23 protein-coding genes are annotated in these 18897 nt (G+C 44.1%); 19 read left to right on the top strand and 4 right to left on the bottom strand.

Going from position 1 to position 18897, the window contains the following annotated elements:
* The coding region (locus JZU62_RS07775; protein WP_295013536.1) for a nickel-dependent hydrogenase large subunit at positions 1-188 on the top strand (188 nt) is incomplete at its 5' end.
* Here the strand turns inward: JZU62_RS07775 and JZU62_RS07770 are convergent.
* Entirely contained in the window at positions 185-562 is a 378-nt protein-coding gene (locus tag JZU62_RS07770) for an Hpt domain-containing protein (RefSeq protein ID WP_295013534.1), read from the bottom strand. The genes JZU62_RS07775 and JZU62_RS07770 overlap by 4 nt on opposite strands.
* A 21-nt stretch (positions 563-583) precedes the next feature.
* Entirely contained in the window at positions 584-994 is a 411-nt protein-coding gene (locus tag JZU62_RS07765) for a response regulator (RefSeq protein ID WP_295013532.1), read from the bottom strand.
* 170 nt (positions 995-1164) lie between these two features.
* Between JZU62_RS07765 and JZU62_RS07760 the strand changes: the two genes are divergently transcribed.
* The 15 genes from JZU62_RS07760 to JZU62_RS07690 all read left to right on the top strand — a co-directional run bounded on the left by JZU62_RS07760 (position 1165) and on the right by JZU62_RS07690 (position 16018).
* Positions 1165-1758: a TetR/AcrR family transcriptional regulator gene (locus JZU62_RS07760; RefSeq protein ID WP_295013530.1), complete on the top strand. Its 594-nt coding sequence runs from the start codon at positions 1165-1167 to the stop codon at positions 1756-1758.
* A complete protein-coding gene (locus JZU62_RS07755) occupies positions 1709-2635 on the top strand; it encodes a hydrogenase (protein ID WP_365956609.1) in 927 nt (308 codons plus the stop codon). The genes JZU62_RS07760 and JZU62_RS07755 overlap by 50 nt, the downstream gene beginning before the upstream one ends.
* Positions 2622-3917, top strand: coding sequence for a nickel-dependent hydrogenase large subunit (locus tag JZU62_RS07750; RefSeq protein WP_295013526.1), 1296 nt, complete (start codon positions 2622-2624; stop codon positions 3915-3917). Before JZU62_RS07755 ends, JZU62_RS07750 begins: the two co-directional genes overlap by 14 nt.
* A 72-nt stretch (positions 3918-3989) precedes the next feature.
* On the top strand, positions 3990-4316 hold the full coding sequence (locus JZU62_RS07745; protein WP_295013524.1) for a nucleotidyltransferase domain-containing protein: 327 nt from the start codon (positions 3990-3992) through the stop codon (positions 4314-4316).
* Positions 4306-4719 carry a HEPN domain-containing protein gene (locus tag JZU62_RS07740; protein WP_295013522.1) on the top strand — a complete coding sequence of 138 codons (414 nt, stop codon included), beginning with the start codon at positions 4306-4308 and terminating at the stop codon, positions 4717-4719. Before JZU62_RS07745 ends, JZU62_RS07740 begins: the two co-directional genes overlap by 11 nt.
* Positions 4720-4832: 113 nt before the next feature.
* Positions 4833-5147 carry an HNH endonuclease gene (locus tag JZU62_RS07735; protein ID WP_295013520.1) on the top strand — a complete coding sequence of 105 codons (315 nt, stop codon included), beginning with the start codon at positions 4833-4835 and terminating at the stop codon, positions 5145-5147.
* An 11-nt stretch (positions 5148-5158) separates the two neighbouring features.
* Positions 5159-5752 carry a pentapeptide repeat-containing protein gene (locus JZU62_RS07730; RefSeq protein ID WP_295013519.1) on the top strand — a complete coding sequence of 198 codons (594 nt, stop codon included), beginning with the start codon at positions 5159-5161 and terminating at the stop codon, positions 5750-5752.
* A 152-nt stretch (positions 5753-5904) separates the two neighbouring features.
* Entirely contained in the window at positions 5905-7143 is a 1239-nt protein-coding gene (locus JZU62_RS07725) for a hydrogenase small subunit (RefSeq protein WP_295013517.1), read from the top strand.
* The gene (locus JZU62_RS07720) at positions 7136-8911 is read left to right on the top strand and encodes a nickel-dependent hydrogenase large subunit (protein ID WP_295013515.1); all 1776 of its coding nucleotides are present in this window, start codon (positions 7136-7138) and stop codon (positions 8909-8911) included. Before JZU62_RS07725 ends, JZU62_RS07720 begins: the two co-directional genes overlap by 8 nt.
* A 10-nt stretch (positions 8912-8921) precedes the next feature.
* Entirely contained in the window at positions 8922-9620 is a 699-nt protein-coding gene (locus JZU62_RS07715; RefSeq protein WP_295013512.1) for a cytochrome b/b6 domain-containing protein, read from the top strand.
* A 123-nt stretch (positions 9621-9743) separates the two neighbouring features.
* Positions 9744-11666, top strand: coding sequence for a hypothetical protein (locus JZU62_RS07710; protein ID WP_295013510.1), 1923 nt, complete (start codon positions 9744-9746; stop codon positions 11664-11666).
* Positions 11650-13884 carry a carbamoyltransferase HypF gene (hypF, locus tag JZU62_RS07705; RefSeq protein ID WP_295013508.1) on the top strand — a complete coding sequence of 745 codons (2235 nt, stop codon included), beginning with the start codon at positions 11650-11652 and terminating at the stop codon, positions 13882-13884. Before JZU62_RS07710 ends, hypF begins: the two co-directional genes overlap by 17 nt.
* Positions 13885-14025: 141 nt before the next feature.
* Positions 14026-14886 (top strand): Abi family protein, encoded by an 861-nt coding sequence (locus JZU62_RS07700; RefSeq protein ID WP_295013506.1) that lies wholly within the window; start codon positions 14026-14028, stop codon positions 14884-14886.
* A gap of 44 nt (positions 14887-14930) precedes the next feature.
* Positions 14931-15488: a hydrogenase maturation protease gene (locus JZU62_RS07695; RefSeq protein ID WP_295013504.1), complete on the top strand. Its 558-nt coding sequence runs from the start codon at positions 14931-14933 to the stop codon at positions 15486-15488.
* Entirely contained in the window at positions 15488-16018 is a 531-nt protein-coding gene (locus JZU62_RS07690; RefSeq protein WP_295013502.1) for a HyaD/HybD family hydrogenase maturation endopeptidase, read from the top strand. The genes JZU62_RS07695 and JZU62_RS07690 overlap by 1 nt, the downstream gene beginning before the upstream one ends.
* Here the strand turns inward: JZU62_RS07690 and JZU62_RS07685 are convergent.
* Together JZU62_RS07685 and JZU62_RS07680 are read right to left on the bottom strand one after the other, a co-directional pair.
* The gene (locus JZU62_RS07685) at positions 15999-16685 is read right to left on the bottom strand and encodes a transposase (protein ID WP_295013500.1); all 687 of its coding nucleotides are present in this window, start codon (positions 16683-16685) and stop codon (positions 15999-16001) included. The genes JZU62_RS07690 and JZU62_RS07685 overlap by 20 nt on opposite strands.
* A gap of 33 nt (positions 16686-16718) precedes the next feature.
* Positions 16719-17468, bottom strand: coding sequence for a DUF481 domain-containing protein (locus tag JZU62_RS07680; RefSeq protein WP_295013498.1), 750 nt, complete (start codon positions 17466-17468; stop codon positions 16719-16721).
* 135 nt (positions 17469-17603) lie between these two features.
* Between JZU62_RS07680 and JZU62_RS07675 the strand changes: the two genes are divergently transcribed.
* The 3 genes from JZU62_RS07675 to JZU62_RS07665 all read left to right on the top strand — a co-directional run.
* Positions 17604-17945, top strand: a complete 342-nt coding sequence (locus JZU62_RS07675; RefSeq protein WP_295013496.1) for a copper-binding protein — start codon at positions 17604-17606, stop codon at positions 17943-17945.
* Positions 17942-18139 carry a hypothetical protein gene (locus tag JZU62_RS07670; protein WP_295013494.1) on the top strand — a complete coding sequence of 66 codons (198 nt, stop codon included), beginning with the start codon at positions 17942-17944 and terminating at the stop codon, positions 18137-18139. Before JZU62_RS07675 ends, JZU62_RS07670 begins: the two co-directional genes overlap by 4 nt.
* Positions 18136-18897: TolC family protein (locus tag JZU62_RS07665; RefSeq protein WP_295013492.1), on the top strand; the 762-nt coding region annotated here is incomplete at its 3' end. The genes JZU62_RS07670 and JZU62_RS07665, both read left to right, overlap by 4 nt.

The raw sequence follows: 18897 nt of genomic DNA, 5'->3' as shown, positions 1-18897 counted from the left end.
CCAAAGAGGGACGCGGAGCGTATGAGGAGTCGTTGATCGGGATTAAACTTGCCGATCCTTCTGCGCCGTTGGAAGTATTGCGTGCGGTTCACTCATTCGATCCGTGTCTCGCGTGCGCCGTGCATGTTATCGATGCAACAGGGCGGGAATTGGGGCAGTATAAAATTTTGCCGGAGTGTTCACTTTAAGTAGATGTGCTGTTTTTTGGTTGTTCGAGTACGAGCGAAACTCTTTTCATGAGGCTTGATAATTCGGAGGCGAATGTCTCCAACGTCGTATCAAGATGATCAGGTCTCCCTTTTTTTAACAGGGTTTCCAGATTTTGTGCATAGTTAAAAAGTAGATCGGCACCGAGATTACCTGCCAATCCTTTGATCGTGTGGGCTTCTCTCGTTGCACTCTCTAAATCATTTTTGTCGATTGCCGTTTTGATACGAATTGCCGCATCGGATTGTGTTTCGACGAATTTCCCCAAAAGTTTGCGGAGTAATTTTTCGTTTCCTGCAACTCTACCCATGGCACTTTTAATATCGATTCCCTCTATTTGAAGTGCATTATTCATCCTGTTTTCCTAGTCTTAAATTTATTTGGCAATAACATCCCATCGTTTGACAAAATCTGAAATTTTACAAAGGACATGGACTCTACTGATTAGCTCATCGGGATCAAACGGTTTGGTTAGATAGTCATCCGCACCTGCATTCATCGCTTTTATGACGGACTTTTTATCGTTTGATCCTGTGAGCGCCATTATGGGGATAAGTTTGGTTAGGCGGTGTGATTTGATGGTTGTTATCGCTAAAAACCCGTCATTATCGGGCATAACAAGATCCATGAGAATGACACAAATTTTTTCTTTGTATACCATCGCCGTAGAAATCGCTGTTCTTGCATCACCTGTTTTAAATACATTGTAACCGGCATTTTCGAGTACACTCCCAATCATTTCTCGATTAATTTGTTCATCATCGACAATGAGAATTAGTTTAGTCACCAGTCAGCCTTATCTGCAATTTATAATAAAATACATTGTAATAGAATAGTATTAAACAAATATTGTGATTTGATTTGTGAATTATCATTCAGAATAGTTTATGAAAGAGTGAACTTTAATTAGGTGTATTTGCTATAATTATGAAAACGAATGTATAGCAGGTAACAATATTGGCACGTCCTACAAAAGAAGAACGTAAAATCTCGATCATGACCAAGGCACTGGAACTCTTCTCCAAAGAGGGATTTTACCAAACGACCATGCCCTCCATCGCCGAAAAAATCGGGATGAGTGTGGGCAATCTTTATAACTATTTCACCTCCAAAGAGATGCTAGCCAAAGATCTCATCCTCTACATCGCCAATATTCTAGGGGAACATATTCGTGCTATTAACGAAAGTGATCGTACGACCCAAGAGAAAATCGAAGCGATTGTTCACATGTATTTTAAGATCGCAAAAGATCGACCTGAGACCATCGAGTACTTTTTACGGGTTTATCTCTCTAATCGCGAAGTATTTCAAAACTGCTGTAGTGGAATGATTTGTGTATCTGCTTTTGTGACGGAAATGATGATCTTCTTCGAAGAGGGCGTTCGGTGTGGTGAGTTGAGAGACCAAGATTTTTTTAGTGCATTCGGTCTTTTTATGGGATATCTTGGTGGGATGGTGTTTATCAATGGTGAAAATATTCTCTCAAAACCGTTAGAAGAGTATGAACACACCATCGCCGAAAATATCTACTATGCCCTCAAAACCCGTTAAACTCCGCGTCATTTGGTTACAAGGAATTACCTGTAACGGTAATACGCACTCATTTTTAAATGATCCCTCGCTAGGGAGTCTATTGGAATGCATTGAATTCATCCATCATCCGCTTCTGCCATGCTCCAAAACACTCAAAGAGGTCGTGAAAAAGCTTCCAAAATCGGATATTTTGATTTTCGAGGGGGCGTACCGAGCTGATTTTGAGCGTGCTGAGATAAGGATGGAGAGCCTTTTGATGAGCCTCGCTCTGAGAACGAAACATATCATTTCCCTGGGTAGCTGTGCGAGTTTTGGAGGGATTTTCAAAGAGTCTGCCTCCGAACATATCAGTGGGATACTCTTTGATAAAGAGAGTGAGAGCGGTCCCTTGCATTCACTGCGCAAAAAAGTGATAACCCTCAGCGGATGTCCCATCCATCCTAAATGGATTAGTTTCGTTATCGATATGATCGTTCAGGGAAAAAAAATCAGTCTCGATGAGTACCGCCGTCCCAAAGAACTGTACGGCTATCTCGTTCATAACGGTTGTTTGCGTAACGAGTATTTCGAGTGGAAAGTGGACAGCGATCATTTCGGAACGAAAGAAGGGTGTTTGTATTATGCCCAAGGGTGCCAAGGTCCCTTTACCCACGGCAGCTGTAACAAGATACTTTGGAACGGCGTGAGCTCCAAAACTCGCTCCGGAACACCGTGCGTCGGATGTACTGAGCCTTCTTTTCCCAGAACGGAACTTTTCACGACCAAAACATACATGTCGATACCCGCAGAGATGCCGTTAGGGGTACCAAAACGGAGCTATCTCGCGTTAGCAGGGGCGGCAAAATCGTTTCATATCAAACGGCTTGAAGGGAAATTGATCGATGATAACTCATGAACTGATCGAGCGGATCGAGGGGGAAGCAATACTCGATTTTAAAACCGACAAAAGCGGAATCGTCGAAGAAGCTGATATTCGATTTGTTCATTTTCGGGGGATGGAGGCTATTTTGGAGGGGCGCAATGCTCTCGATGCCCTCGTGATTGCTCCACGTGTCTGCGGCATCTGCGGACACTCTCATCTCATCGCGGCGGTGCGGATGATCGAGAGCGCTTATATTGATGCGGGATTCTCTCTCACGATCACTCCAAAAGCCCATTCGATTCGTGAAATCACCCTCAAGTGCGAATTGATCCAAAACCATATCAAATGGCTTTATCTCGTGATGCTCCACGAGAGCGGTAAACTCTTGGGAGAAGAGGTAAATGTTTCACTCAAAGCTCTTTATGTTACCTCTCAGATCAACCAGCTCAGTGCTCTTTTCAGTGGACAATGGCCACACAGCTCCTATGCCATCCCCGGCGGGGTGACATGCGATCCGACTCATATCGAGGTAATGCAGGCGTTGAAAATTCTCAGTGAGGTTGAGCAGTTTGTTGGCAAAGAGGTTTTGGGATGTCCGTTAGAGAAGTTCGAGCTTCATCTAAAAAACGATTCGCACCGTGCGTTGGAGGGGGATTTTTCAAAACTTTTGCACCGGTTTGAGCGGTTAAATCTGCTAAACTCAGGAAAAAGCCACGGACGATTTTTGGTTTTAGGAGAGAATGCAGGCTCACTCGATCATAGTGAGCGAAGCGGCGCCGATGTTGCGCTGGTGAGCGAGGACAGTTCTCACACCTTTACACACGGCGGTAAAACGCACGCCAAAAATGCCCTCTACAACGGAGCATTTTATGAGACAGGGCCGCTCGCTCGCGCCCTCATCACTGAGCGTCAGGGTATCGCATCGCTCTATCAGCGCTATGGGGATTGTGCACAGACACGTTTGAGTGCCCGTATCGATGAGATGGTAACTTTGATAGCTCATGTTCGCTTATTGCTCACATCTCTTGACCTCTCGCAACCCTCATTTATCCCTCCCTCTCACATCGAGAGTATCAGCGGCTCTGGGGTAGGGATCGTCGAAGCACCACGCGGATCGCTGATCCATCGTGCCCGAATTGAGCGGGGGAAAATAGTAGAGTATTCGATCATCACCCCGACACAGTGGAATCTCGGCAACGGCACAGCTTCGAATCTCGGCGTGGCACAAAGGGCGATGATCGGAGCGGAATCAATTACGAAAGCGTCACTGATCTTTCGCACCTTTGATGTTTGCTCGGTGTGTACGACGCATTAAAAGAATATTTAGGATGCAAAAATATTTATTGATTTTGCAGTATAATTTAACAATTTACGAGAGGAGGGGTTAATGATACTCAACATGGACACATTAAAAGATGAAATCATCGAACGTCTAAAACCTCTCGATCCCGATAAGATTATTCTCTTCGGCTCGTATGCCTATGGAACCCCCGATGAAGAGAGTGATATTGACCTCTTTTTGGTCAAAGACATCGATCCCTCTCATGCCCGTGAGTATCGGTTGGCTGCACGAAAGCAGTTACGTGATTTGATTTTCAAACATGAGATCGGATTTGACGTTTTGGCGGCTAGCAACAATTTCCTCCATAGCCGTGAGGATCATTTTTACCGAGTAGATATTCTACAAAACGGAAAAATACTCTATGCCAAATAAAACGAGTGCGCTCGAATGGCTAAGAATCGCGTATCATGATCTCCTCTCCGCTACGATTTTATATCGTGCCGAACACTTTACCGACAGCATAGGAAATGATCTACAGCAATCTATCGAAAAGATTTTGAAATCGATTAGTGCCTATCATAGTGCGCCGATTAAAAAGTCGCATGATCTGTTGGAAATCTACGGATCATTGAAAGATACTTTTAACCTTCACTCAGATGAACTCGCCTATTTGGAACGTGCTACCGAGTATTTCAAAGAAGACCGCTACCCAAACCCCTATTACAGTCTACCTCCACGCGAAGAGATCAAAGAGGTTTTGGATTTTACGAATACTCTTTTCGAGAGAGTTTGCGGATTGTTGGATATTTCTATTGATGAGATAAAAGCGGAGTAGATTTCTTCCTCTTGCCCACTATCATGAGTGGGAACGCATACAAGTGTAAAACAAAACGATCCAACTCAGGAGAGTAGGATCGAGAAAAGAGAAACTATGAACAAGGATATAAAGTGGCAAACAATTGGAATATTCCTGTATGGCTCGAAAAAGAGGTAAGTGAACGTGATAAAAGGTGTGTTTATTGCGGTGCGGAATTTACACCTGCCAAAATTTCAAAAAAAACAGCCGCAAGCTGGGAACACATTATTAATGATGCTAAAATCATTACGAGAGAAAATATTGCTTTATGCTGTTGCGGATGTAATGCTAGTAAAGGGCAAAAACAACTCTCTGTTTGGTTACAAACACCTTACTGTAAAGAACGCTGTATCAGTCCTGAAACCGTTGCCCCAATTATTAAAGAAGCGATCATGAGCGGATTATAAAAGGCACTAAGATGATCACCAACAATATGGACGTATTCGCCGAAAAATTCGACAACGTTGATGTCCACGGCAAAAAGATCACCAAAGCGGAATTTGATGACTGCACGTTCGTCTCCTGCGATTTCAGCGAGACCTTTTTCTCCTCCTGCAAATTTACCGAATGCCGTTTCGAAAACTGCAATCTGAGCCTGATGAAACTCACCAGTAGCAAAATGAGCGATGTCGAGTTTGTCTCGTGCAAGATGATCGGGATCGATTGGACGATGGCGGATTGGAAGAGTTTGCTCAATGCCGATCCACTCCATTTCCGGGAGTGTATTCTCAATGACAGCAATTTTTTCGGTCTAAACTTGGAAGGGTTAGTGATGCGGGAGTGTCGAGCTAAAGAGGTTGATTTTCGCAACGGAACGTTTCAAAAAGCGGACTTTAGTTTGAGCGATTTCAAAGGGGCACTGTTCGGTAATACCCACCTCGAAGGGGCAAATTTCACCGACTCCTCCAACACCTCTATCGATGTACGCTCCAACCATCTGAAGGGGGCGGTTTTCAACCGCTATGAGGCACTGTTTCTGCTCGAATCGATGGGAATAATATTAGTAGATTAAATATTTTTTCTCTTTATTATTTCCTATCGTTAGTCCTAAAAATATATAACAAACTATCTTTTTAAATTAAATTTTACTTTTTAAATATTCGTTTAAGTTATCCAGACGTACAATACTGAATGATTGTTCATTAAATATTTGAGGAGGGGATTATGTCCGATAGAGTAGAAGCGGTTAAAAAGCTGTTCACTTCGAAAAGTTCGCGCGTTGAAACGAACAAAGGTGATACATATTATCAAGACCTGTTCGAAAAATGTGAGGCACGTTTGAATGAGATGCGTGCTCAAACACCTGCGAACAAACTCGATTTTACCGATCTTTTAGAAGAGAACGGAATTGATCGACGTGAGTTTATGAAATGGGCGAGTGCAACGACAGCGATGTTGATGCTTCCTCCGATGTTTACACCGTTAGTTGCGGACGCTGCGGTGATGATGAATCGCGCTCCTGTTATTTGGTTGGAACTGCAAGATTGTGCGGGTAATTCTGAAGCTCTTTTACGTGCGGATGGACCAAAAATCGATGAGATTGTCCTTGACATCATTTCCCTCGAATTCCATGAAACGCTTCAAGCCGCTTCAGGGCATCAGGCTGAGAAACAGCTCGAAGAAGCGATGGAGCATTTCAAAGGTAAATACTTGCTGTTTGTAGAGGGTGCTATCCCAATGGGTATGGACGGTCAATACGGAACGATCGGGATCAAGGGTGAAACATTCCATGATCACCTTGTTCGCTGTGCCGAAAATGCCGCAGCGGTTATTGCGGTCGGAAGCTGTGCAACATTCGGAGGGATTCCAGCTGCTGCTCCAAACCCTACCGGTGCAGTTGGAGTTATGGATGTTATCAAAAACAAACCCCTTATTAATATTCCGGCGTGTCCGGCAAACCCTGCCAATATGGTCGGTGTCATCTTGCATTACGTATTAACTGGACAAGTACCTGAACTCGATTCACTACTTCGTCCTAAATTCGCATTTGGTTACCGTATTCATGATAACTGTGAACGCCGTGCACACTTCGATGCAGGTGAGTATGTTGAAGAATGGGGCGATACAGGGGCTCAAAACAACTTCTGTCTCTACAAAATGGGATGTAAAGGTCCGATGACGTTTAACAACTGTTCCATCGTCCGCTACAACGAAGCGGTCAACTGGCCAATCGGAGTAGGACGTGGATGTATCGGTTGTTCGGAACCGGATTTCTGGGATAAATACGCGTATGAGCGTCCAATGGCGGATGCGAAAATCAAAGCACCGACAGGCGGCGTTGAAAAAACCGTTGACGAATTTGGTTTGGGCATGTTGACCGCAGCCGGTATCGGTATTGCGATTCACGCCGCAGCGAGTGCCGTAGCAGGTAAACGAGAAAATTCAGGAGAGAGCCATGAGTAAACATATTGTAGTAGACCCGATTACCCGTATTGAGGGGCATTTACGGATAGAAGCGGTTATCGACGATAACAACACGATCGTAGATGCTTACAGTGCTTCGACGATGTTTCGTGGTATTGAAACAATTTTGCAAGGGCGTGATCCACGTGACTGTGGGCTTTTGGCGATGCGTATTTGCGGTGTTTGTACCGGTACTCACTATCAACGCTCCATCGAAGCGGTCGAAGATGCATTTTCTATTACGATCCCTAAAAATGCCCGTATCGTTCGTAACCTTATCCAAGGTGCGTTGTATCTGCATGACCACGTCGTTCACTTTTATCATCTTCATGCACTCGATTTCGTTGATGTTGTTTCAGCATTATCGGCTGATCCGGTTAAAACAGCTGCAGAAGCTCGTAAATGGGCAAGCGTAGCAGGTACAACTCCGTATATCGATGGTGAGAGTGAGTTTAAAGCGATCCAAGAGCGTGTGGCAAAATTTGTTAAACAAGGGCGTTTGGGGATTTTCGGAAACGGCTACTGGGGCAATCCTCACTATAAACTTACCCCTGAGCAAAACCTTATCGGTGTTGCTCACTATTTGCAAGCACTTGATGTTCAGCGTGATATGGCAAAAATGCAGGCGATTTTCGGTGGTAAAAATCCGCATCCACAATCAATTGTTGTCGGTGGTGTAACATGTGTACAAGATATTCAAAATCCTGCCCGCTTGGCTCTGTTCAAATCACTCCTTCTCCAAGGGACTAAATTTATCAAAGAAGCGTATTTACCAGATGTTTACATGGCGGGAACCATGTATGCTGGCGAAGCAACCGATTCTAAAGCGACATTCAGTGAGCTTGTCGGAGGAAAAGGAGTCGGCGGAACCGGCGGCGGATTGCTTAATTTTATGAGTTACGGTGATTTCCGTCTTGATGATACGGGTTTTTATAAATCAGCACTTCTCTTCCCTAAAGGGGTTGTGATGGGTGGAGATATCTCCAAAGTCCTTCCGTTGGATGAAGCAAAAATCATGGAAGACGTGACTCACTCATGGTACAAAGGGGACAAGCCTCTCCATCCGTATGATGGAGAAACAATCCCTGAATATACCGGACTTGATCGTCGTGAAAATGGAGATGCTTATCTCAAGACAAAAGAGAAATACAGTTGGATCAAATCACCGATTTATAACGATGCTCGCGTCGAAGTAGGACCGTTGGCACGTATGGTTATTGGTGTGGCGGCAAAAGATGAACGTATTACCAAATACGTGACCAACTTCCTCAAACGGGGTAATCTTCCGGTTACAGTCCTCTTTAGTACTGTTGGACGTACTGCAGCTCGTGCTGTCGAAACTGAATTGATGGCAGATGTCATGGTTGAGTGGATCGATGAGCTTACTAAAAATGTCCTCTCCGGGGATAAAAGCACATGGACTGAGTTTGATTTCGATGAGGTAAGTGTCAGTGCAAAAGGTCGCGGTATGGCGGAAGCTCCTCGTGGAGCACTCGGTCATTGGGTACGTATTGAGAATGGAAAGGTAGCAAATTACCAAGCAATCGTTCCATCAACATGGAATGCGGCTCCTCGTGATCATAAGAATCGTATGGGAGCGTACGAAGCGAGTTTGATCGGGACAAAAGTAGCTAATCCTGAACAACCGTTAGAGATTATCCGTACGATTCATAGTTTTGACCCTTGTATCGCTTGTGCCGTACACGTTGTCGATACCAAAGGTAAAGAGCTTGCTGTTTACAAAGTAGATACCTCTTGCAGTATCTAAGGAGATAATCATGGAACGCTCTTATAAACAAGTCAAACGCATGACACCGGCAATGCGCATCATCCATTGGGTGAATGCGATTTGTATGATCGGTGCTATTGCAACAGGACTTTACATCGGTCATCCGTATTATCAGACATTAATTGCCGATGGTGCCGTTGATAAATATGTTATGGCATGGAACCGTTACGGGCACTTTATTATTGCGATTATTTTTGATGTTACGTCAGTCATCATCGCCTATTTGTACTTTTTCAGCCGTTTTGAAAAACCGTACAAAAAATTAATTCCAAACGCTCAAAATATTAGTGAATTTAAAGCAGTATTAATTAATTTATTGACCCTTAACCGTAAAAAAGAGTTTGATTCATCTCATGCAGACAGTTTCAATACTGTCTATTTTACGATTTTTCATATACTGCTCATTTGGATGCTTCTCACGGGACTTCAGATGTATGTACATGGATTGGGGTCAGGAATCAGCTCTATCGGAGCGTGGTGGCCTTGGATGCTTCATCTGGTTACCGACTGGACAATTCCGGTTACGGGTGGAACTTTGATGGATGTCCGCATCGCACACCATATCACAATGTGGCTGATCGTATGTTGGGTAGTGTTTCATATCTATTACCAAATCTGGAGAACTATTTTCTGGAAAGAGGGCGATATCTCAATCGTTATTAGTGGAACGAAATTCGTCAAAGAATAATTTAGATAACTAACTATCTCTCGTCATTCCCACGTAGATGGGGTGTGACGAGAGAAAATAGTCTTTTTATCACTTTCAAATATGAATGTGATCAAAGTACTATACTTTTATCAAAGGTTCATCATGGCATTCGCATTGGAGTTGATAACTCCGTTCTCCCAACCCACTATCAAAAATTATCTTATTTCAATCATCCGAAGTTTCGGTATTAAAGCGGTTGTTCATCAGCAAAAAAACAAAATTATTTGTGCGTTTGATAGCAGTGATGAAAAACTCCAATCGTGTTTGGAGATGATCGCTTCTACGCTTCCCGCTTCGTGTTTTATGAGCAGTTCACAGCACTATGAGTTAGAGGGGGAACCCGAATCACTCCCTGATTTCGAGGTGGAATATCCTGCATCACTCGGATTATGCCCCTCGTGTCAAAAAGAGATGTTTGACCCATCATCCAAACGTTATTATTACCCTTTTACCCAGTGTACCCATTGCGGTGGGCAATATGCATTTTTCGAACACTATCCCTATGTGCGTGAAAATACCGCATTAAAATACCTAAAACCATGTCCTAAGTGTGATGAGGAAGCTAAAACTCTCGGGCGTCGCGAGAAACAGGTTTTGAATTCTTGTCATGAGTGCGGCATCCCCGTGAAATTGATTCACAAAGATAAAGAGCGCTACGCCAACGATGCAGGGAGTTTCAGAACATTGTTTGAAGTTGCCGGAAAAGCGTTGCGCGATGGCAAGACATTGCTCATGAAAACGACGATGGGGTATCGATACTTTTATCGTGCCGAAAAGTTGAAACCAAAATCGGTGCTGATGTTGGCAAATGCGATGAAAATCACCGACTATTGCTCTCTCATCAATGATGAATTTAACGCATTGCTTAGTATCGAACGTCCGATATTGCACGTAGCGCTCAAAGATGAAGCTCTGCGTGAAACTTTCGGAACATCGGTTGATGTCAAATATCCCGATGAGGGGTTTTCGATCCTTCTTGCCAAAGAGCTAACCCTTTTGGGATTGGATTATATTGTGTATGAAGCGCTGGAACATCCGTGTCAAGCTGATTTTGTGATGGACTTTGATCTGGAAATCAACACTCAGAGCGATATGCGTCTGTTTATTAACAAGGACATTAAATTTATCGCATCAGGTGAGAGGGTTTCCTTTCCTTCACGTCTTCCCTACGGTACTGATACCCTAAGCATTGCGAATGGACTGGTGGGGATCAAAGATAATCGTGGAGTAATGTTCGATCAAATGGGTCGCTTTGAGGGTGCATCAACGCTGAAAGTCAATCAATTGGATTCCGAAACAGCCGCAGTAGAGTCAGCTAATTTTCATCCTATAAGTTCCGATGAAGCCTCGTTTATGTCGGTGATCGCCGAGCATAACAAATTCGGAACCAAAGTCGTGGGTGCTTATTTCGAGGGGGAACCGTCGTTTCTCTATTATGACGGTAAAAAAGTGATTCGGGTGGTCCCGCCGAAACACTTCAGCGGGAGCGGTATCATCGAAGCGATGCGAGGATTACGCGAAGGGTCGGATCGGCTTATCGAGAGTGTCGAAAAAAACCATCCGCAGTTGCATGAAATTTTGGTGAGAATCGAAAATAGCAATGTGAATCTTTTTGAAGCGACAGCGATGATTTTGGGGCTCGAAGAGGAGAGCTTCGAGGGGGTTGTAAAAGAGGCGCTGAAGTTCATCGGTAAAGGGGGACTCCAGATCGATACCAAGGTGGAGGATAACCGTTTCAACCATGTCGCATTTTTGGCGAGTATCATTAGTTACCGCCTCGCGGGTGTCGGTTCAGTTTATTTAAGCTATTCTATCTTCGAATCTTTCGGAGACTATTTTAGTGAACTGCTCACTGAGATAAAAGGGAAAACGAAAGCAACCGATATCGTGTTGTGCGGGTCGTATTTCGCGGGACAATCGCTTTTTAGCCGTCTACAGAGAAATTTGAAAGCAACTCCGGTTTTGATGAATACGAGTTATCCGATCGGGAAGGAAAATTGCGTTGTCGGTGGAGTCTTTTTATAAAATCACCATCAAAGGGATAGTTCAGGGGGTCGGATTTCGCCCGTTTGTCTATCGAGAAGCGATTCGTCATGGTATCTGTGGATTCGTCTGCAATACTCCTGATGGAGTTATAATCGAAGCGCAGGGGAAAGAGTGCGACGCTTTTATCAATGCTCTTCAACACAACCTCCCTGAGCGTGCCCGTATCGATTCGATGGAGTGTGAACCTTCCTCCTTTACGCAGTTCAGTGATTTTCAGATTCGTGAGAGTATTTTGGGGGATGGGGGTGTCGCTATCCCTCTCGATACCGCGTTATGCTCGGCGTGTCAAGCCGAGATGGATGATCCGAACAATCGTCGTTTCCGCTATCCGTTTATAAACTGCACTGATTGTGGTCCCCGTTATACGATTATTCAAACCCCTCCCTATGATCGTGTCCGCACCTCGATGAAACATTTTACGATGTGCTCTGAGTGTGCCGCCGAGTACACCGATCCCTCCTCTCGACGTTATCATGCTGAACCGATCAGCTGTAAAGAGTGCGGTCCGAAACTCACTTTTTTGGATATTTGCGGAGATGAGATAGTCGGTGATCCGATTGTGCTTGCCGTGGATATGCTCAAATCGGGAAAAATCATCGCCCTCAAAGGGCTGGGGGGATTTCATCTGATGTGCAATGCCATTTCAGATAGTGCCGTGGCGGAACTACGACTGCGCAAACACCGCAAAGCTAAACCGCTGGCGGTGATGTTTGGCTCTATAGAGCAACTTGAAACATATGTATCGATCAATGAAGTAGAAAAAAGCCATATTACGGGAGCGATCAAGCCTATCGTGATTGTCGATGCGCTGAAAGGGACAAATCTATCCCCTCAGATTGCCCCCTATATTGACAGGTTAGGGGTATTTCTCCCCTATACCCCGCTTCATCGATTGTTATTTGAGCATATCGATTTTCCCCTCGTCGCGACAAGTGCCAACATCAGCGATGAGCCGATTATGATTCGCAGTAGTGAAGTAATCAATCGCTTGAGCCATGTCGTTGACGGTATCCTCGATCATGATCGAGTTATTATTAATGCCCTCGATGATGCAGTCGTCCAAATTGCTGAAGGTCGCCTTGTAATGCTACGGATGGGGCGGGGATTTGCACCGCATACCTTTGCCTTAGCCAGCCCACTACAAAACGATATTTTAGCTCTCGGTGCCCATCAAAAAAGTGCGATTGCACTGGGAGTCAAAGAGAACATGATCCTCAGTCCCCATATCGGTGATCTGGGAAGTGTGGAAGCCGATGGGTATTTTGAGCGGACGGTGCAGACGTTCAAACGATTTTATGACGTTGAACCCTCAGTGCTTGTACACGATCTCCATCCGCAATACGCTTCGAGTGTATTTGCTGTGTCGCAAAAAAAAGAGCATTACGGCATCCAGCACCACTATGCCCATATTCTCGCCTGCATGGCGGAGTATGGATTGTGTGAAAGGGTGCTCGGTTTTGCGTATGATGGTACAGGATACGGAGCGGATGGGAGTCTGTGGGGGGGAGAGGTGATGATCGCCGATACCCACGGTTATGAGCGAATTGGTTTTTTAAAACCATTTGCCCTTTTGGGTGGAGACAAAGCGATTAAAGAACCACGACGGATTGCATTATCGCTGTTGTTTGAGAATTACACTCTCGATGAGGTGATGAGCTTAAAATCACCGACGGTGGAAGCCTTTTTACCCCATGAGATCCGAACTCTGCACCACATGTGGCTCAAAAATATCAACGCTCCCCGCAGTTCATCGATGGGAAGACTTTTTGATGCGGTAGCGTCTCTAGGGGGATTTGTCCAAAGTCTCGATTACGAGGGGCAGGGGGGGATGATGATGGAATCGTTTGTGGACGATTCCATCATAGAACCGTTTGCTTTTGAGGTAAATGATGGGATGATAGACCTCTCCCCAATGGTTCGAGAAATTATCTCTCTAGAGGGGGATAAAACACAGATTGCCAGCCGTTTTATTTCTACGGTAGAAGCGATCATGAGCTATTATGCCGATCAATATCCTGCATTGCCGATAGTTGTCGGAGGAGGGGTATTTCAAAACCGCGCTTTGATGGCACGGCTCTATCGCCGCTTCGGTGAGGGGCGATTTTATGTCCAACAGCAAACGCCGATTAATGATGGATCGATTGCATTGGGACAGCTGTATTATGCGGTGCATAATATGGAAAAAGGAAGACTTTGAATACCAATGAGGGGATAGTGTGAGTAGCAGTTATACAAACAAAACAATAAAATTTAGTATACATTTAGTTTATAGAGACTATCATTACATTGATAGAGCCTCCCAAGCCTCTTTACAATGCTCACAGGGGGAGGACTATAAATGACTTCTCAATTTCCCCAATCTTATAACAAATCCTTTAAAACCATAGATGAACAAATCGAACTGCTAAAATCTCGCGGTATGTTGTTCCGTGATGAAAGTCAGGCAAAACATCATCTGCTCAATCTCAACTATTACCGACTGAGCGGATATTGGCTCCCTTTTAAACAACCCGATGATTCTTTTAATCCAAATCTCTATTTCGAGGACATTATCAATATCTATATGTTTGACAGCGGTTTAAAAGCGCTGTTGTATCAGGCATTGGAAATGATAGAAATATCGGCGAAAACGAAGTTTGCTTATTATCTCTCCCAAGTGCATGGGTCACACCCGCTCAAAACGGAAAATTTCACCAATGAGTATCATTTCGCCCAATCGTATGCAAAACTACAATCTGAGATAGAACGGCAAAAAGAGCGAAACTTTATCAAACATTATCGGGAAAAATATGCTGAGGAGCTTCCTCCGTTGTGGGTGTGTGTCGAAGTGATGACATTTGGATTGCTCTCGCAGTTGACGAAAAATATCAAAAATATAAAGGTCAAAAGAGCTATTGCACGGTGTTATGATTTGGATATGAGGATTTTCGAATCGGTACTGTATCATCTCTCAACAATCAGAAATCACATAGCACATCATAGCAGGCTCTATAATCAGACATCCGAAATTACGTTTGGAATACCAAAAATTTTAGAGGATCAGTGCAATAAAAATCAGTTGGGATCACTCTATAACACGATTGTGATATGTGACTATATTGTAAAGAAAATCGATCCGAAAAGTAGCTTGTTGGCAGATGTTGAGACGTTAGCAGAAAAACATGGGATCGATAAGTGTGTAATGGGGTATAAAAGCTAACGAGATGTATTTAATCAAAAGTAGATATAACACAAAGGAAACAAATGGACGCTAAAGTAGCCCTAATCGGTTCGGGGAACGCATTTTTTATGGATGAGGGGATCGGTTTATACGCCGGTAAGTACTTCAAAGAGAATTTTACATATGAGCCTGCATTAGACATTGTAGATGGGGGAACACTCGGATTTCGTCTCATGCCATTACTCCAAGAATATGAGCATGTACTGATCGTCAACACCAGCTCTGATGATGCACAAGCAGTGGGGACAATAGTGGTGATGAGCGGTGATGAACTTATAGAACATCAAGGGATCAAAAAAACGGCAAATGAAGTAGAGATTACCGAAATGCTCCAAATCTGTTCAATGGCAAATCATTGTGCGTCAACGACTATGGTGAGTATCGTCCCTGAAGACATCATTAGTGTCTGTGTCGATGTGACTCCAGCATTACGTGCACATTGGGAGAACTATATCGAGATGATCGTAGTGGAACTCGCCAAATGTGGTATAAGTGCTACCCCAAAAAGTGACGTTATGAGCTTGGATGAGATCATCGAGCAGTTTTCTAACCCTAGCATCGAACACTCCAAAGGGTTCTGATGCGCACGGTGGTATTGGGGGTCGGGAACGTTTTGGAAGAGGATGACGGGATCGGTATTTACGCGTGTGCTTATCTAAACGCTAACTATACCTTCACCCCTGACATAGAGATTATCAACGGTGGAGTCGAGGGGATCAATTTGCTCAACCTCTTTATGGAGAATGACCGTATTGTTATCCTCGATACGATCAATCTTGACGATGAGGCAGGGAGTATCTACAATATCCCCTCCTATGAGCTAAGCGGCTATGGGCTCAACAGTGGCGGAGCGCATGAGGTAGGGGTGATGCAATGTTTGGATATGATCGAGCTGATGGGACACCCGCTCCCCGAATCGAATGTTATCGGAATCATCCCCAAAAGTATCACGTTTCATATGGGACTGAGCGATGAACTGAACGGACACTTTACTAGTTATATAAATACAGTTATTAACTACTTAAAAACTATAAATATCTGTTCTAAACAGAATGAATTTCAAAAAAGTTTACATGAAATTATCGAAAAATTTAAATATCCGAGCCGTTAGGGTGAAAATAGAGCTGTTCTAAAATCGCTGAACGATCCTCAAAGGGCGTGTTGAATTTAAACTCAACCTCTTTGAGGTAGTAGGGAAAATGCTCGGCACTTACCCCTTTAAAAGCAATAATAGAGTGTTCAAAATAGTGCCAAAATTTCGTGATAGCATTGTCGTGTTCGGAAATTTTGATGATTTTACTGGTACGCATAAATTTGGAAAACTCTTTATGGTAGACGTTTTCGAGATTGTCTTCAATGAATTGTTGTTTGAACATTCCTAAAGAGGGCATAAGAAGGGTATAAACTCTCTCTCCATAACTAAAAGTTAAAAAATTATGAGAATCAAAAATAGCCGTTTTATCGTGCCGTTTGGACTTTTCAATGTAGAGGTATTCTTCGTACTGTGAGTCGGAGCTACGGTGGAGATGGTATTGTTCTTCGCAATATTCGGCACATAGATGGCGAAATTTTTGATAATACTTCAACACACTACCATAACTAAGATTGAGTGATTTGGAGGCAGAGAGGGCATTTTCATCGTCACTAAACGCTTTGATCAATGTGTTAATCTGATGGATACGTTGAGGGCTGTATTTTTTTTTGCAGACGGAGCATTTGACCATACCATCATTCAGATGATAGAGGGTGTGATGGCAGTAGATGCAGTTGGTGTTCATAAGAGACATTGTAGCAAAAAGACTACGCCGTCGTTAAAATGTCCAAAGCAAGCTTGTGACGTAGGAACTATCGGATTTCTTGATATCCACAGGAGGCGCGCTGTCATAACCGTATTTTGCCGTAAGAGAGAGATTTAATTTACCGTATATCGGTACGATCAGCTCCAGTGTCTGCAACGAAACGTAATCCGAGGTATCGTCGAATTTCGGTTGAAAATACCCTACAAAGCTAAGTTTTGTGGTGTTGGTGAATGTCTGAGTCCATGCAAGGTAGCTGTTAAGACGGTTATTATTTTCATTCGGATTGATTTGCGGGTGAGTATAATCGATTTTCTCCGCCATCGCGCCGGCACCTGCATACCCTTTTCCCCACTCATCGGAATTGAGAAAACGCCAGCGCGCTCCCGCACCTATGAGCGAGCGTTCATTAATATCTTTGAATTTGTCCTGCTCGCTTTGGAGGAAGAGTTCACCAATCCACTCTTTGCCCTCATCTATAGCATGGATATAACGTAAATGGGCATAGATTTTATCTTCATTTTTCGTCCCGTTTGATTTGGCGTAATCGTAGGTAAATGTCCCCCACGTGACATAGTCGATTCCCTGATCGTACTGTACTTGCAATCCCAAAGAATAGTCATCTTTTTCGGTATTGCCGCTTTTGGAACTGAGCGATCCCGAAACATTGCCGCTTAAGCCCGGTTTTGAACCGATATCGACGGGAGCAATGGTGACGAGAGCAAACAGAGAGGTTGAAATTAGGAGGAATAAGAGCGAACGCAATAGAAACCTTTGTGAAATAAATGTGCAATTATAGCTTATGCGTGAGTGGGAGGCTGTTAACACCGTTATTATTAGGTTAAATGATATGTATCTCATCAGTGATATACTGCTCTTATAAGAGATAAAGGAGATTATATGAAATCAAAAATTTTGAACGCCGTATGTGTTGGCTTAGTAACGGTAACTCCTATAGTTTGGGGGATGGATATGGGTGAAAATCATTCCCACCCGAAAAGTACGGCTGTATCTGAGAATACGATCCATGCCAGCGGGACGGTAAAAGCGATTGCTGAGAACCACGAAAGTGTCCGTATTTTTCATAATCCCATTCCGGAACTGCGATGGTCATCGATGGTGATGGCGTTTGACGTTATCGATCATGAGTTGACCCATCCGTTGTCAGTCGGGGATCGAGTCGATTTTGAATTTATCCAAAAAGACGGAAAAAATGTCATAGTACGGATGAAAAAACAATGAAATACGGGGCTTTTCTCCTCATATCGATAGCGCTTTCTCTCAGTGCGGATCAAGGGGCGAAGTCGCCAGTTTCAGCGGATGGTGCAGAAGGGAAGAGCGTGTATGTTCCCCTAAATCCTCCGATTGATCTTCGTGAAGAATCCCGTGTTCAGGAACGTGATCAAAATACGACCCGTCCGGAGGGAAAACAATGAGAAAAGTTGTCGTTTTTTCATTCGCAGCAGCGGTACTTTTCTCCGGTTGTTCGACCCTTTCTCAAAGCGACGTATTTGATTCGATGAATCAGCTGACTTCCTCAAAAGGCTCGGGAGAGTTGACGTGGATCAAATCCGCAAAAGAGGAAGAAGCGGTTCGCTCTGAGGTGGAGAGGTTGTTAAAAGAGCCGCTCAGTGAAGAGAATGCCGTTCGGATAACCCTCATCAACAATCGCGCCTTACAGCAAACGTATGAGCAAATCGGAATTTCCCAAAGCGATCTCGTCCAAGCGGGGTTAATGAGTAATCCGTTGCTCGGTTATTCCATCGGGCGTGGCGGCGGTATCCGTCAATCGGGAGTGACTCTGGAGCTCGCTTTTTTAGATCTGCTGTGGATACCGCTACGCAGGGAACTCGGAGGATTGGCGCTCGAAGAGACGAAACTGAGTGTCGGTGATGCGGTGTTACAAACGCTTCGGGATGCGAAAAAACGATATATCGATGCACGGGTGGCGGAAGAATCGGTTCGGCTGAATGACGATGTCCTCAAATCGCACGAAGTATCGTTGCAGTTGGCGACGCGTCAATACACCGCGGGGAACTTATCGAAGCGTGATGTATTGAAAATCCAAGACGAATACGCCCATGCACGGCTTGAATCGATCCGCCTCAACCGAGAGAGTGCAATCGCGCGCGAAGCTCTCAATAAACTCTTAGGGATTTATGGGGAACAAACCTACTACACCCTCTCCAAAGAG

It is taken from the genome of Sulfuricurvum sp. (assembly GCF_019163035.1).
Classification (GTDB): Bacteria; Campylobacterota; Campylobacteria; order Campylobacterales; family Sulfurimonadaceae; genus Sulfuricurvum.
Note: the sequence above shows the minus strand (reverse complement) of the source record. Positions and strands in the feature narration are given on the sequence as shown.